The organism is Pseudomonas sp. MUP55, from assembly GCF_034043515.1.
Taxonomy (GTDB): domain Bacteria; phylum Pseudomonadota; class Gammaproteobacteria; order Pseudomonadales; family Pseudomonadaceae; genus Aquipseudomonas.
Genome location: NZ_CP138214.1, coordinates 5,721,976 through 5,736,805, shown reverse-complemented (window position 1 = coordinate 5,736,805; position 14,830 = coordinate 5,721,976). Strand labels below are relative to the sequence as shown.

Genomic DNA, 14,830 nt, shown 5'->3' with positions numbered 1-14,830 from the left:
TTGAGCTGCGTTGGTTCAGATAAAGGTAACGACGCCACCCGCCAGCGACTTCACCCGCGCCAGCGATTCAACCCGGTAACCCTGCGCATCCAGCTCCGCACGGCCACCCTGGAACGACTTCTCGATAACGATGCCCAGGCCGGCCACGGTCGCACCCGCTTGCTTGATGATCGAAATCAGCGCCTGGGACGCCTTGCCGTTGGCCAGGAAGTCATCGATGACCAGCACGCGGTCGCTGCTGGTCAGGTGGCGCGGGGAAATCGCCACGGTGCTTTCGGTTTTCTTGGTGAAGGAGTACACCGTCGCCGACAGCAGGTTTTCGGTCAGCGTCAGGGACTGCTGCTTGCGTGCGAAGATCACTGGCACGCCAAGGTTCAGGCCGGTCATGATTGCCGGGGCGATGCCGGAGGCCTCGATGGTGACGATCTTGGTAATGCCCGAGTCTTTGAACAGCGCGGCGAATTCGTCGCCGATCAGTTTCATCAGCGCCGGATCGATCTGGTGGTTCAAAAAGGCGTCAACCTTGAGTACCTGATCGGAAAGCACGATGCCTTCTTCGCGAATTTTCTTGTGCAGTGCTTCCACGGAAAGCTTCCTCTGGTGGCGCAGCAGGCGCCGAAAGTAGATTAAAAAGTAGTCGATTCTAGCGCTTTAACATCGCGCGTATATCGGCCAAGGCGCTGTTGCCGCGAACGGCCTTTACCTCGGTCGGTGTGTCGTCATTGCCTTCCCAGGCCAGGTCATCCGGCGGCAGCTCATCCAGGAACCGGCTGGGGGCACAATCGATGATTTCGCCGTATTGCTTGCGCTTGGCGGCAAAGGTGAAGGCCAGGGTCTGACGCGCACGGGTAATGCCCACGTAGGCCAGGCGCCGTTCTTCCTCGATGGTGTCGGCTTCGATGCTGGAGCGATGCGGGAGTATTTCCTCTTCCATGCCCATGATGAACACGTAGGGAAACTCCAGTCCCTTGGACGCATGCAGGGTCATCATCTGCACGCCTTCGGCGCCATCTTCCTCTTCCTGCTGGCGTTCGAGCATGTCGCGCAGCACCAGTTTGCCGATGGCGTCCTCGACGGTCATTTCACCGTCTTCGTCTTTTTCCAGGGTGTTCTTCAGAGCTTCGATCAGGAACCAGACGTTGCCCATGCGGTAGTCCGCGGCCTTGTCGCTGGAACTGTTGGTGCGCAGCCAGTTTTCATAGTCGATGTCCATGACCATGCTGCGCAGCGCGCTGATCGGGTCTTCGCCGGCGCACTGTTCGCGCACCTTGTCCATGAAGCGCTTGAAGCGCGACAGGCGGTCGGTGAAGCGCGTGTCCAGGTGTTCGCCCAGGCCGATTTCGTCGGTGGCGGCGTACATCGAGATCTTGCGTTCGGTGGCGTAGTTGCCGAGTTTTTCCAGGGTCGTCGAACCGATTTCCCGGCGTGGGACGTTGATCACCCGCAGGAAGGCGTTGTCGTCATCCGGGTTTACGATCAAGCGGAAGTAGGCCATCAGGTCTTTCACTTCCTGGCGCCCGAAAAAGCTGTTGCCGCCTGACAGGCGATACGGCACCTGGTGGTGCTGCAGTTTCAGCTCGATCAGCTTGGCCTGGTAGTTGCCGCGATACAGGATCGCAAAATCGCTGTAAGGCCGGTCGGTGCGCAGGTGCAGGCTGAGGATTTCCACAGCCACGCGCTCGGCTTCGGCGTCTTCGTTGCGGCAGCGGATCACGCGAATTTCGTCGCCATGGCCCATCTCGCTCCACAGTTGTTTTTCAAACTCGTGGGGGTTGTTGGAGATCAGCACGTTGGCACAGCGCAGGATACGGCTGGTGGAGCGGTAGTTCTGCTCCAGCATCACCACTTTCAGGGACGGGTAGTCGTCCTTGAGCAGCATCAGGTTTTCCGGGCGGGCACCGCGCCAGGCGTAGATCGACTGGTCGTCGTCGCCCACCACGGTGAATTGGTTGCGCGTACCGATCAGCAGCTTCACCAGCAGGTATTGGCTGGCGTTGGTGTCCTGGTATTCGTCCACCAGCAGGTAGCGCACCTTGTTCTGCCACTTTTCCAGGATGTCCTTGTGTTCCTGGAACAGTTTGACCGGCAGCAGGATCAGGTCGTCGAAGTCCACCGCGTTGAACGCCTTGAGCGTGCGCTGGTAGTGGGTGTAGACGATGGCGGCGGTCTGTTCCTTGGGGTTGCGCGCGGCTTCGAGCGCTTCGGCGGGCAGGATCAGGTCGTTTTTCCAGGCGCCGATCATGTTCTTGATCTCGTCGACGCCGTCGTCGCCCGCGTATTCCTTCTGCATGATGTCGGTCATCAGGGCCTTGACGTCGGTCTCGTCGAAGATCGAGAAACCCGGCTTGTAGCCCAGCCGTACATGTTCCTTGCGGATGATGTTCAGCCCAAGGTTGTGGAAGGTACACACAGTGAGGCCACGGCCTTCGCCACCCTTGAGCAGGGTGCCGACGCGCTCTTTCATTTCCCGCGCCGCCTTGTTGGTAAAGGTCATGGCGACGATGTACTGGGCGCGGATCCCGCAGTTCTGGATCAGGTGCGCGATCTTGCGGGTAATCACGCTGGTCTTGCCGGAGCCAGCACCGGCGAGCACCAATAGAGGGCCGCCGACGTAGTTCACGGCTTCTTGCTGCCGGGGATTGAGTCGGGACATACAGAGTTCGGGGAGTCGTTGTTCAAAAGGGCGGGCATTTTAACAGGCTGGCAAGATTCTGCTGCCTTAGAACGACGGTGTGACGTACCACTCGATCTAAATTTGCCGGTTTTGCTACTTTGCCGCAGGATGTGGGGGGTATCGCGACTATTTTTCACAGTTTGCGTGTTTGATAACACCTATCATTTGTCATGCATTTGTCATTGTCAGGCCGCACGTCATAATGCCCGCCGCCAACGAATTCTTGCAGAGTCTAGGGAGCTAGCTTGTCTACGCCTGTCGAACCCTTGCGTTTGCTGCTGTTGGCCGATGAGCCTGAGTGGGCAGCGTTGTTGCGCGAGTGCCTGGCGCCGATGGGCGATGGGGCTGTGCTGATCAGTGCGCCCAATTGGGACTCGGTGAGTCGTCTGTTCGACGACGACCACGGTGCGGTGCTGTTGACCACGCCCAATCTGCAACCCGGTCCCGGCCGTTGCAGCTTGCCGTGTGTATTGCTGCTGGAGCAGGAACCGCTGGTTGCACCGCTGGGTGTCAGCGATTGGCTGATCCATTGCGCGCTGGATGCCGATACCCTGCGCCGTTGCCTGCGCCACGTGCGCGAGCGCGGCGTGCTGGAGACTACGTTGCAGCGCTTGGCCGAACAGGATCCGCTCACCGGTATTGCCAACCGCCAGGGTTTCCAGACCTTGCTGGCGGCGCGGCTGGCGGATAACGAAGGCCGCGGCCTGGCCCTCGGGCATCTGGACCTCGACAACTTCCGTCACGCCAACGATGCCCTCGGTCACCAGGCCGGCGACCGCTTGATCCTGCAGGTGGTATCACGGCTCAAGAGCCAGCTGGAAGCCGGTGATCAACTGGCGCGGCTGGGCAGCGATGAGTTCGCGCTGCTGATCGACACCCGCCGTGCGCCCCAGCGCGCCGAGTGGATGGCCGAGCGCATCACCCAGGTGATGGCCGAGCCGTACTGGGTGGACGGCGAAAGCCTGCTGATCGGCTGCAGCCTGGGGGTGGCGCATGCCCGCGCGCGGGCCGGGGCCGATCCGTTGATGTGGCACGCTCATATCGCCATGCAGCAGGCCAAAAGTACCCAGGGCTGTACCTTTCATATCTTCAACGAACGCATCAACCGCAACGCGCGCAGCCTGGCCGACCTGGAAAGCGAATTGCGCCGTGCCCTGCGCCGCGATGAGCTGGAGCTGCATTACCAGCCGCGCCTGGACCTGGATGACGGGCATATCGTCGGCCTGGAAGCCCTGGTGCGCTGGCGTCACGGCGAGCGTGGCCTGCTGCCACCGAGCGAATTCGTACCCTTGGCCGAGCAGAGCGGCCTGATCGTGCCGTTGGGCTACTGGGTGATTTCCCGGGCCCTGCGCGACATGCAAGACCTGCGCGAACGCGGCCTGCCGGCCTTGCACATGGCGGTCAACCTGTCGTTTCGCCAGTTTCAGGACAGCCAATTGCTCTCGACCCTCAGCCGGCTGATTGCCGAGCGCGGCGTGGAAGCGCAATGGCTGGAGTTCGAGTTGACCGAAACCGCCGTGATGCGTCGCAGCGACCTGGTCAAACAGACCATGGACGCCCTCGGCCGCCTCGGCGTGCGTTTTTCCCTGGATGACTTCGGCACCGGTTTCTCATCGTTCGTGCACCTCAACAGTCTGCCGATCGCCTTGTTGAAGATCGACAAGAGCTTCGTTGGCGGCATGGAAGAGCGCGAAGAGAATCGCAAGCTGGTGCACGCCATGATCAACCTGGCCCACAACCTCAACCTGGAAGTGGTGGCCGAAGGCGTGGAGACCGCCGAGCAGCTTGAGCTTTTGAGACTGTTTGGTTGCGATCAAGCCCAGGGTTACTTGATCAGTAAACCGTTGCCACTGGCCGAGTTGGTGGAGTATCTGACGTTTGGTCAGAGCCAGCAGGCGTTGTTGAGCTAAACATGCCAGCCTTGTAAACCCAATCCAAAATGTGGGAGGGGGCTCGCTCCCGATAGCGGTGTATCAGTCAACACATCCTGTGACTGACAACCGCCATCGGGGGCAAGCCCCCTCCCACATTTGTAATCGAGTAGGGCCTTAGTGCGTCTGTGCGGCCTCGAAAGCAGTGTGTGTTTGCGGCTCTCGCCGGATCATGCGTTTCATTTTCGCTTCGAACGCCCAGGTCAGGCTCACCGCAGCACAAGCAAGGCCCAGCGCCAGGCCCCACCACACGCCGGTCGGTCCCCAGCCCAGGGTGAACGCCATCAACCAGGCCGATGGCGCGCCGATCAGCCAGTAGCAACCGAGCCCTACCAGGAACGTGGTCTTGGCGTCCTTGAGGCCCCGGATGCAGCCCATGGCAATGGTCTGCACGCCGTCGAACAGCTCGAACCAGGCCGCGACGGCCAGCAGGCTGACGGCAAGTACGATCACTTCGTGAAAGGCCGGGTCGTCATGGTCCAGGAACAGCCCGATCAGCGGGTCGGAAAACAGCCAGAACACCACGGCAAATCCCAGCATGACCAGGGCGCCAAACCCCATGCCGACCCGCCCGGCCAGGCGCGCCTTCAATAACTGTCCGGCGCCATAATGCTGGCCGATACGCATGGTGACTGCGTAGGACATCCCCGCGGGGACCATGAACGCCACCGAGACGATTTGCAGGGCGATCTGGTGCGCGGCCAACTGCGTGCTGCCCATGGTGCCCATGCACAGTGCCGCAAACGCAAATAGCCCGACCTCTACCGCGTAGGTGCCGCCAATCGGCAGGCCCAGGCGCCACAGCTCGCGCAAATATTGGGTATTGAGGCGCAGCAGGCCTGTACTCAATGGATACGCGGCGTAGGTCCGGTTGCTGCGGATGTACCACATCAGCGCCAGCGCCATGCCGTTAGCCACGATCGCCGTGACCAGGCCAATGCCCATCAACCCGAGCTTGGGCAGGCCGAACATGCCTTCGATCAGCGCATGGTTGAGCAGGTAGTTGACCACCGTGCCGCACAGGCTGATCACCATCACCGGGGTGGCTTTGCCGATGGCGCTGGTGAAGCCGCGCAGCGCCATGAAGCTGAGGTAGCCGGGCAGGGCGAAGGGCAGGAGAGTAAGGAATTGCCCGGCGGCCTGCACGTTTGTTTCGGTCTGGCCGAATATCAGCAGCAACGGCTTGAGGTTCCACAGCAGCAGCGCCGCCGCCAGGGCCATCAACCAGGCGAGCCACAACCCGGCCTGGGTCAGGCGGGTGGCGCCTTCGATATCGCCGGCACCGTGACGGATAGCCACCAGGGTCCCCACTGCCGCAATCACACCGATGCAGAAAATCGCCACGAACGAATAGCTCGCCGCGCCCAGGCCACCGCCGGCCAGGGCTTCGGGGCTGAGGCGGGCCATCATCAGGGTGTCGGTCAGCACCATCAGCATGTGCGCCAACTGTGAGGCAATCAACGGCCCCGACAGCCGCAGAATGGCCCAGAGTTCGGTACGTGCCGGATGCTGCATGATCATCACTCTCAAAAAGTCAGAAGGGGGGAAAGGGTCGATTCTCGGCGCTTTGCGCGTATTGCACAAAAGGATAAATGCGATCATCAGCATGATTAAAACTCATGCCTGGTCTGTTCTGGTAGGGTCTGCTGATAGCACCGTCGGAGCTTTAAGAATGTCTCGTCGTCTTCCTCCGCTTTACGCCTTGCGCGCATTTGAAGCCGCTTCACGCCACCATTCCTTTACCCGCGCGGCGCAGGAGCTGTCGATTACCCAAAGTGCGGTCAGCCGGCATATTCGTACCCTCGAAGAGCATTTCGCCTGCCGTCTTTTCCAGCGCAGCGGCCGCACCTTGCAGCTCACCGAAGCGGCGCGCTTGCTGTTACCCGGCGTGCGCGAAGGTTTCGCCGCCCTGGAGCGTGCCTGCCATACCCTGAATGCCGAAGATGACATTCTGCGCATGAAGGCGCCTTCCACCCTGACCATGCGCTGGCTGCTGGCACGGTTGAGTCGCTTTCGGGCCTTGCAACCCGGCAATGAGGTGCAACTCACCAGCGCGTGGATGAGCATCGATGAGGTGGACTTCAACCAGGAGCCGTTCGATTGCGCGGTGTTGCTCAGCAACGGGCACTTTCCGGCGGACTGGGAGGCCAGTTACCTGTTTGCCGAAATGCTCATTCCGGTGGGGGCGCCCAACCTGCTGGATGACGGCCCCTGGGATGTGGCGCGGTTGGCGACGGCTGAGCTACTGCATCCGACCCCGGACCGTCGCGACTGGCGTTACTGGCTGGAGCGCATGGGGCTGGCGTCGCGGGTTTCGCTCAAGGGTGGGCAGGTGTTCGACACGCTTGAGTTGGGCATGATCGCTGCCGCGCGGGGTTATGGCGTGTCCATGGGCGACTTGCTGATGGTCGCCGAGGACGTCGCTCAGAAACGCTTGAGCCTGCCTTGGCCAACCGCCGTCGCCAGTGGCGAAAGTTACTACCTGGTGTGGCCGAAAACCCGCCCCGGTGGCGAGCGCTTGCGGCGCCTGGCGGAATTTCTTCAAGGCGAGGTGCAAGCGATGGTTTTGCCTGCTGTGGAGCGCTTCGAATGAAGGGTTTGGTGTGTGCAGTGCAATCGTTTGCGTGATGCCCTTGTGAATTGCTCAAGTATTGCAGAACTGCGCCGAAGTAAGGTGTTGGAACCCTCGTGCACAATCGTTTCCCATTAGATAATTCGCCGAGCAGCGCTAAGAGATCAGGATGATCCTGGCCTCGGCTCAGGAGCTGTCATGTCTCAACCTCGCGCTCGGATCGCTTCCCAGTTAGGCCTCGCATTGGCCGTGATTCTGGCTGTCGTCATCAGCGGCAGTACCGTTTTTGCCTTACGCTCCCTCGACACTGCCAACCTCGCCACACGCGAGGAACACCTGGCCAGCGAGGCGCGCCTGCTCGCCGACCAACTCAACACCTTTCACAGCACCTTGCGCGAGAGCACCCAGCGTTTGAGCGGGCTGTTTGAAAAGCGCTTCGGCGCAGGCTTGAGCGTGCGTGCAGACCAGCCAGTCGCTGTGGCCGGTGTGCAGACCCCCAGCCTCTACCTGGGCAATCAGGTGCTGAACAACAACTTCAGTGAAGTGGACGAATTCAAGGACATGTCCGGCGGCGTGGCCACGGTATTCGTGCGCAGCGGCGATGACTTTATCCGCATCAGCACGTCCCTGACCAAGCAGGACGGCAACCGCGCCATTGGCACCGTGCTTGATCGCCAGGGCCCGGCCTACCAGCGTGTGTTCAACGGGCAAGCCTACATCGGTCGGGCCGTGTTGTTCGATCGCTCCTATATGACGCAGTACAGCCCGGTGCGTGACGCCAGCGGCAAAGTCATCGCAGTGTTGTTCATCGGTTTCGACTACACCGACGAGCAGAAAGCCCAGTTCGATAACCTCAAGCGCTTCCGTATCGGCCAGACCGGCTCCCTTTCGCTGCTGGACGAGCAGAAGCATTGGCTGGTGCCGCCGGCCGGTGTACAAGCCCTGGATCAAGCCATTCCAGTGATGCTCGACTTGGCGAAGAAGCCGGGTGAAGGCCGTTTCTGGAGCGATAAGAACGAAGATTTCTACAGCGTCTCGGTACCGTTCGAGGGTGGCCCCTGGGCGGTCGTAGCGAGCATGCCCAAGGCTGAAATTCGTGCTGTGACCTGGGACGTCGGCCTGCGCCTGGTGATCGGCAGCGTGCTGGCAATGCTGCTGGCGGTGGGCGCCACGGTGTGGCTGTTGCGCAGCAAGCTCGCGCCGTTGAGTGACCTGGTACGCCAGGCAGAAGCGCTGGGTGCGGGCGACCTGAGCGCGCGCCTCAACGTCTCCAGCCATGACGAAATCGGCCAACTGGCCCGTAGCTTCAACCAGATGGGCGAAGCGCTGTCGACCATGGTTTCGCATATCCGCAAGGCCGCTGAAGAGGTCAACAGCCGTGCCCAGGCGTTGTCGGGTTTGTCTGGCGGTGCCTATGAAGGCATGGAGCAGCAGTCCGGCGAGATCACCAGCATGGCGGGCGCGGTGGAAGAATTCAGCGCCACTTCGCTGAATATCGCCGACAACATGGGCAACACCGAGCGTCTGGCCCAGGAAAATGCCCAGCAGACCCGCATCGGCCGTGCCTCGATGCAAGACGCGTCGTCGTCCCTGGAGCATATCGCCTCCGCCCTGAACAGCACCGCTACGGTGATCAACACCCTGGGCCAGCGTTCCCAGGAAATCGGCGGCATCGTCGGGGTGATTACGTCGATTGCGGAACAGACCAACCTGCTGGCGCTGAATGCGGCCATCGAAGCTGCCCGCGCCGGTGAGCAGGGCCGTGGCTTTGCCGTGGTTGCCGACGAAGTGCGCAACCTGGCTTCGCGCACTCGCCAGGCCACCGATGAAATTTCCGGCATGATCCAGAGCATCCAGCAGGAAACCGGCAATGCCATCAGCACCATGGAACACGGCAATGTGCTGATGCAGGAAGGCCTGTCGCGCAATGCCGACGTGGCTTCGGCGCTGGCGCGCATCGACGAGCAAAGCCGCTCGGCCGGCCAGCAGTTCGCCGCGATCACTACCGCCACACAAGAGCAGAGCAGCACCGCGACCTTGCTCAGCAGCAACCTGCAGAGTATTGCGCTGGCTAACAGCGAGCAGCGTGAAGTGGTGTCGAACCTGGCAATCACCGCCAAGGAGCTGGAGACCTTGGCGGCGGGCTTGCGACATGAAGTGGATCGGTTCCGCTGAGCCAGGGCGTTCCGAACACAAAGGCGAAAGGCTCAATTGATCACCGCCGGACGGTACTGCAAGGCTTCTTGCAGATGGTGGCGAGCGATGTCTTCCGTTTGTTCGAGGTCGGCCAAAGTGCGCGCCACCTTGAGCAGCCGATGAGCCGCCCGCAACGACAGCGTCAGTCGCTCGCATGCGTTTTCCAGCCAGCTTTCATCGGCCTTCGTCAGCGTGCAGTACTCGCGCAGCCCCGGCAGATCGAGGAACGCGTTGGCGCAACCCTGGCGCTGTTGCTGGCGCTCTCGCGCGTCGGCCACCAGGGCTGCGGTTTGCGCGGTGTTGTCGCCGGTCTGTTGGGCCGGGCTCAGTGCCGTGGCTTCGCGCGCTACCGTCAGGTGTAGATCGATCCGGTCCAGCAGTGGCCCCGAGAGCTTGTTGCGATAGCGTTGAATCTGTTCCGGCGTGCAACGGCAACGGCCGCTGGGGTCGCCCATATAACCGCAAGGGCAGGGGTTCATCGCCGCGACCAGTTGGAAGCGCGCCGGAAAACTCACCCGGTCCCGCGCGCGGGAAATCACAATATGTCCCGACTCGAGGGGCTCGCGCAGCACCTCCAGCACTTTGCGGTCGAACTCTGGCAGCTCGTCCAGAAACAGCACGCCGTGGTGAGCCAGGGTGATTTCCCCCGGCTGCGGCTTCGATCCTCCGCCGACCAGCGCCGGGCCTGAGGCCGAGTGGTGCGGCTGGCGGAACGGCCGGTGCGGCCAATGGCTCAACGGTGCCAGGCTGACCACGGATTGAATCGCCGCAACCTCCAGCGCTTCCTGCTCGCTGAGCGGTGGCAGCAACCCCGGCAGGCGGCTGGCGAGCAAGGTTTTGCCGGTACCGGGCGGCCCGCTGAACAACAGGTTGTGTGCCCCCGCTGCGGCAATCAGCAAGGCACGCTTGGCGGCCAGTTGGCCCTGTACTTCACTGAGGTCCGGGTAAGGTTTGTTCAAGTACAGCAAGCCGTCTGACGTGTAGGGCTCGATCGGCACGTGCCCGTTCAAATGCGCCACTACCTGCAGCAGATGATCCACAGCAATCACCTTCAGCCCTGATGCCAGGCACGCTTCCTCGGCGTTCGCCCTGGGCACTATCAAGGTGCGACCGGCCTTGCGCGCCGCCAGGGCGGCCGGCAACACACCTTTGACCGCACGCACCTCGCCGGACAGCGCCAACTCGCCCAGACACTCGACATCATCAAGCATCAATGCGGGCACCTGCACGCTGGCCGCGAGGATCCCCAGGGCTATCGCCAGATCAAAACGCCCGCCGTCCTTGGGCAGGTCGGCGGGCGCGAGGTTGAGCGTGATGCGACGCGCCGGATATTGCAGGGCCGAGTTGAGAATGGCGCTGCGAACGCGGTCCTTGCTTTCCTTTACTGCGGTTTCCGGCAAACCCACCAGGGTCAGGGATGGCAAGCCATTGGCCATATGCACTTCAACCGTGACGACGGGGGCTTCAACGCCGATCTGGGCGCGGCTGTGGACGATGGCGAGGGACATGCTCGATCCTTGAATGGGAGGCCGCTTCCTGCGGGTTATTCAAGGGTAGACGAGGGTGGGAAAAGCAAAGCGGGGGAGGTTTTACAGAACGTATCCAGACAACACTATGGGGGAAAACTCTAATACCAGGCAGTTAAGGCGAACACCGTACCTGTGGCGAGGGAGCTTGCTCCCGCTGGGTCGCGAAGCGGCCCCAGACAATCGGACTGCTCAGACAATCGGACTGCTGCGCAGTCCAGCGGGAGCAAGCTCCCTCGCCACAGGTGACTTCGCGCTTCTGCCGTTTTTAACGCTGAGGGGTAACCCCCATCACTCATCGCGGTTATTGAGCAGAGGCTGGCGTCATCCGAGCTTCCAGTTCTGCGACTTTCGCCTCCAGGCTCTCAAGCCGCGCACGCGTGCGGGCCAGTACCACCATCTGGCTGTCGAATTCTTCACGGCTCACCAAGTCGAGCTTGCTGAAGCCGCTTTGCAGCAGGGCCTTGAACTGGCTTTCGATTTCATTGCGAGGCAGCGGGGTGTCACCGCTGAACAGGCGAGAAGCCTGGCCGCTCAGGGCATCAAGGAAGTCTTTGGGCGCGAGCATGGGAAATATTCCGGAAAACAGTTGGCAGGCAGTGTATCACGCAGCCTCTATAGTCTTTCCATGGCCTGACGCGCACGCTTTTCGCGCATCGGGATGGACGGTCGCGCACTGTTTTGATGCGCTTGGCCACTGCCGGAACGCCCGGCGGGTGGGCGTGAGCGGGCAACGGACTGATTTCAGTGCTTTTTACGGAGCTGGCAAGGTTTCTGCTTAGACGAACATGACCCATGCACTGATGCAGTCGCTGTGACGAATGCAGTGCGCCGATGGATCAGGGGTACAGTTTTTCGTCACCAGTGTTCGCTGGCGTCGCCACGGTAAATGCCGAGGCGACGATGCGTTACAAAGCCAGGCACTGCGCTTAGACTTGAGACGGGTTTGTTTTCCTGGGGCAAGTCCACCAATTCGGGAGAGAGTTTTCATGAAGCTAGTCACTGCCATCATCAAGCCGTTCAAGTTGGACGACGTACGCGAGTCACTGTCCGAGATCGGCGTGCAGGGCATTACCGTTACTGAGGTCAAGGGCTTCGGTCGGCAGAAGGGTCATACCGAGCTGTATCGCGGTGCGGAATACGTGGTTGATTTCCTGCCTAAGGTGAAGATTGATGTCGCCATTGACGACAAGGATCTTGACCGGGTTATCGAGGCGATAACCAAGGCCGCCAACACTGGCAAGATCGGTGACGGCAAGATCTTCGTGGTCAATCTGGAACAGGCTATTCGCATCCGTACCGGCGAAACCGATACCGACGCAATCTAAGCCGCCAAACCCCAACGCCCCAGGAGAAAAACACTATGACTCTGCGTAAATTCGCAGGGCTCGGAGCCCTGTTGTCCATCGTAATGCCAAGCCTTGCAATGGCGGCAGATGAAGTGGCGGCTCCAGTCCTCAACTCCGGCGACACTGCCTGGATGCTGACCGCCACCGCACTGGTGCTGTTCATGACTATTCCTGGCCTGGCGCTGTTCTATGGCGGCATGGTCCGTTCCAAGAATATTCTGTCGGTGATGATGCAGTGCTTCGCCATCACTGGCCTGATCAGCATCCTCTGGGTCGTCTACGGTTACAGCATTGCGTTCGATACCACCGGTATGGAGCAGGGCGTAGTCAACTTCAACTCCTTCTTCGGCGGCATGGGCAAGGCGTTCCTGGCGGGCGTCACGCCGGCCAGCATCACCGGGCCTGCGGCGCTGTTCCCGGAAGCGGTGTTCATCACCTTCCAGATGACGTTCGCCATCATCACCCCGGCGCTGATCGTCGGTGCTTTCGCCGAGCGCATGAAATTCTCCGCGATGCTGATTTTCATGGGCATCTGGTTCACCCTGGTCTATGCGCCGATTGCGCACATGGTCTGGAGCGGCAACGGCGGCCTTATGTGGGACTGGGGCGTGCTGGACTTCGCCGGTGGCACCGTGGTGCACATCAACGCCGGTGTGGCTGGCCTGGTGGCGTGTCTGGTACTCGGCAAGCGTAAAGGCTTCCCGACCACCCCGATGGCACCGCATAACCTGGGTTACACCTTGATCGGCGCGGCGATGCTGTGGATCGGTTGGTTCGGCTTCAACGCCGGTTCGGCTGCGGCGGCCAACGGTACGGCCGGCATGGCAATGCTGGTTACCCAGATTGCCACTGCTGCTGCTGCGCTGGGCTGGATGTTCGCCGAGTGGATCGCTCACGGTAAGCCGAGCGCCCTGGGCATCGCCTCGGGTGTGGTGGCCGGCCTTGTCGCCATCACTCCGGCTGCTGGCACCGTCGGCCCGATGGGCGCTCTGGTCATCGGCCTGGCGGCGGGCGTGGTGTGCTTCTTCTGCGCCACAACCCTCAAGCGCAAGCTGGGCTATGACGACTCCCTGGACGCCTTCGGCGTGCACGGTATCGGCGGTATCCTCGGCGCGATTCTGACTGGCGTGTTCGCGGCCCCATCGATGGGTGGCTTCAACGCTGCTACCACCGACATCGCCGCCCAGGTATGGATCCAGTGCAAAGGTGTTGGCTTCACCGTGATCTACACGGCGATCGTCACCTACGTGATCCTCAAGGTGCTGGACATGGTCATGGGCCTGCGTGTCACCGAAGAGGAAGAGGCGGTCGGCCTCGACCTGGCGCAACACAACGAGCGCGGCTACAACTTGTAAGTACGCGAAAAAAAAGATGCCCGGCTTGCCGGGCATTTTTTTGCCTGGCGTTTGTCTTTGGCTATAAGTGGTATGGGTTTTTCGTCGACTTTGTGATGGGATCCACACCGCACTTTTGAGGGTGCGAATGTCTTACAGGCATGTAGGCGTATTCGGCACTTTGTTTTTTTCCAGAGCGCGCTAGAATGCGCGCCGATGGGCGGAGAACTGTATGTGGCAACAGACCCTGATTACCCTGCGGGCCAAGCCCCGGGGCTTTCACCTGGTGACCGACGAGTTGCTTGCCGGCTTGCCTGAATTGAAGGCCTGTCGCGTGGGCCTGTTGCATCTGTGGCTGCAGCACACCTCGGCCTCGTTGACGGTCAACGAGAATGCCGATCCGGCGGTTCGCCGTGACTTCGAGCGTTTCTTCAACAGACTGGTGCCGCAGGGCCATGCAGGGTTCGAACACAACGACGAAGGTCCGGATGATCTGCCGGCGCACTTCAAGGCCAGTCTCCTGGGCTGCCAGCTGAGTTTGCCGGTGAAGGCCGGCCGCTTGGCGATGGGGACCTGGCAAGGTGTTTATCTGGGCGAGCACCGTGATCATGGCGGTGCTCGTAAAGTCCTCGCCACCTTGCACGGTGAAGAGGCATAAGCCACTGGTGATCCAGTGGACGTTGATTTTTTCCGGCGACCTCGACAGAGGGTGAAGCTGGGCTATAACTAATCTGCTTTTCGCAAGTCATGAGGTAGAACATGAGCGACGATGATCTGGAAAACGACGACCTCGAAGTAGGTGACGAAGACGACACTGAAGAGAGTCTTGAAGCGGCGGCTGATGACGTTGCTGAAGACCTTGATGACAGTGCTGGCGATGATGCCGCGCCCAAAGCCAAAGGCAAGGCCAAGGCTGCCGTCTCGGTAGACGAGCTGCCCAGCGTCGAAGCCAAGAACAAGGAGCGCGATGCGTTGGCCCGTGCGATGGAAGAATTCCTCGCCAAGGGCGGCAAAGTGGTCGAAGTCGAGCCCAATGTGGTTGCTGACCCACCGAAGAAGCCTGACAACAAGTACGGCAGCCGTCCTATCTGAGGTCAGCTGACTGCTTGTAAGAAAAAACCCGCCGTCGCTGCGGGTTTTTTCATACCTGCGGATTTATGAGCCTGTGGCGATTCAATGTGGGAGGGGGCTTGCCCCCGATTGCGATGGGTCAGTCAGTACATCTGGTGACTGGTACACCGCTATCGG

General features: G+C 61.0%; 12 protein-coding genes. 7 read left to right on the top strand and 5 right to left on the bottom strand.

Going from position 1 to position 14,830, the window contains the following annotated elements; genetic code table 11:
• Positions 1–15: 15 nt before the first annotated feature.
• A complete protein-coding gene (locus SC318_RS25995; RefSeq protein ID WP_003176890.1) occupies positions 16–585 on the bottom strand; it encodes a xanthine phosphoribosyltransferase in 570 nt (189 codons plus the stop codon).
• A 58-nt stretch (positions 586–643) separates the two neighbouring features.
• The gene (gene rep / locus SC318_RS25990) at positions 644–2,653 is read right to left on the bottom strand and encodes a DNA helicase Rep (RefSeq protein ID WP_320429004.1); all 2,010 of its coding nucleotides are present in this window, start codon (positions 2,651–2,653) and stop codon (positions 644–646) included.
• A 266-nt stretch (positions 2,654–2,919) separates the two neighbouring features.
• Here rep and SC318_RS25985 point away from each other — a divergent pair, with 266 nt between their 5' ends.
• On the top strand, positions 2,920–4,584 hold the full coding sequence (locus SC318_RS25985; protein ID WP_306490863.1) for a putative bifunctional diguanylate cyclase/phosphodiesterase: 1,665 nt from the start codon (positions 2,920–2,922) through the stop codon (positions 4,582–4,584).
• A gap of 138 nt (positions 4,585–4,722) precedes the next feature.
• On the opposite strand, the gene SC318_RS25980 is transcribed toward SC318_RS25985, so the two are convergent.
• Entirely contained in the window at positions 4,723–6,126 is a 1,404-nt protein-coding gene (locus tag SC318_RS25980; protein ID WP_320429003.1) for a NorM family multidrug efflux MATE transporter, read from the bottom strand.
• A 151-nt stretch (positions 6,127–6,277) separates the two neighbouring features.
• Here SC318_RS25980 and SC318_RS25975 point away from each other — a divergent pair, with 151 nt between their 5' ends.
• Together SC318_RS25975 and SC318_RS25970 are read left to right on the top strand one after the other, a co-directional pair.
• Positions 6,278–7,198, top strand: a complete 921-nt coding sequence (locus tag SC318_RS25975; protein WP_320429002.1) for a LysR substrate-binding domain-containing protein — start codon at positions 6,278–6,280, stop codon at positions 7,196–7,198.
• 177 nt (positions 7,199–7,375) lie between these two features.
• On the top strand, positions 7,376–9,352 hold the full coding sequence (locus tag SC318_RS25970) for a methyl-accepting chemotaxis protein (protein WP_320429001.1): 1,977 nt from the start codon (positions 7,376–7,378) through the stop codon (positions 9,350–9,352).
• Positions 9,353–9,384: 32 nt separating this feature from the next.
• Here the strand turns inward: SC318_RS25970 and SC318_RS25965 are convergent, their stop codons facing one another.
• Both SC318_RS25965 and SC318_RS25960 read right to left on the bottom strand, forming a co-directional pair.
• Positions 9,385–10,881 carry a YifB family Mg chelatase-like AAA ATPase gene (locus SC318_RS25965; protein ID WP_320429000.1) on the bottom strand — a complete coding sequence of 499 codons (1,497 nt, stop codon included), beginning with the start codon at positions 10,879–10,881 and terminating at the stop codon, positions 9,385–9,387.
• 322 nt (positions 10,882–11,203) lie between these two features.
• A complete protein-coding gene (locus SC318_RS25960) occupies positions 11,204–11,467 on the bottom strand; it encodes an accessory factor UbiK family protein (protein ID WP_320428999.1) in 264 nt (87 codons plus the stop codon).
• A gap of 421 nt (positions 11,468–11,888) precedes the next feature.
• Between SC318_RS25960 and glnK the strand changes: the two genes are divergently transcribed.
• The 4 genes from glnK to sutA all read left to right on the top strand — a co-directional run bounded on the left by glnK (position 11,889) and on the right by sutA (position 14,674).
• Positions 11,889–12,227 (top strand): P-II family nitrogen regulator, encoded by a 339-nt coding sequence (glnK, locus tag SC318_RS25955; protein ID WP_002555808.1) that lies wholly within the window; start codon positions 11,889–11,891, stop codon positions 12,225–12,227.
• 35 nt (positions 12,228–12,262) lie between these two features.
• On the top strand, positions 12,263–13,603 hold the full coding sequence (locus tag SC318_RS25950) for an ammonium transporter (RefSeq protein ID WP_320428969.1): 1,341 nt from the start codon (positions 12,263–12,265) through the stop codon (positions 13,601–13,603).
• Between the two features lie 211 nt (positions 13,604–13,814).
• Positions 13,815–14,240: a secondary thiamine-phosphate synthase enzyme YjbQ gene (locus tag SC318_RS25945; protein ID WP_306490857.1), complete on the top strand. Its 426-nt coding sequence runs from the start codon at positions 13,815–13,817 to the stop codon at positions 14,238–14,240.
• A 101-nt stretch (positions 14,241–14,341) separates the two neighbouring features.
• Complete coding sequence (gene sutA, locus SC318_RS25940) at positions 14,342–14,674, top strand: dormancy-specific transcriptional regulator SutA (protein ID WP_320428968.1); 333 nt, start codon at positions 14,342–14,344, stop codon at positions 14,672–14,674.
• Positions 14,675–14,830 lie beyond the last annotated feature (156 nt).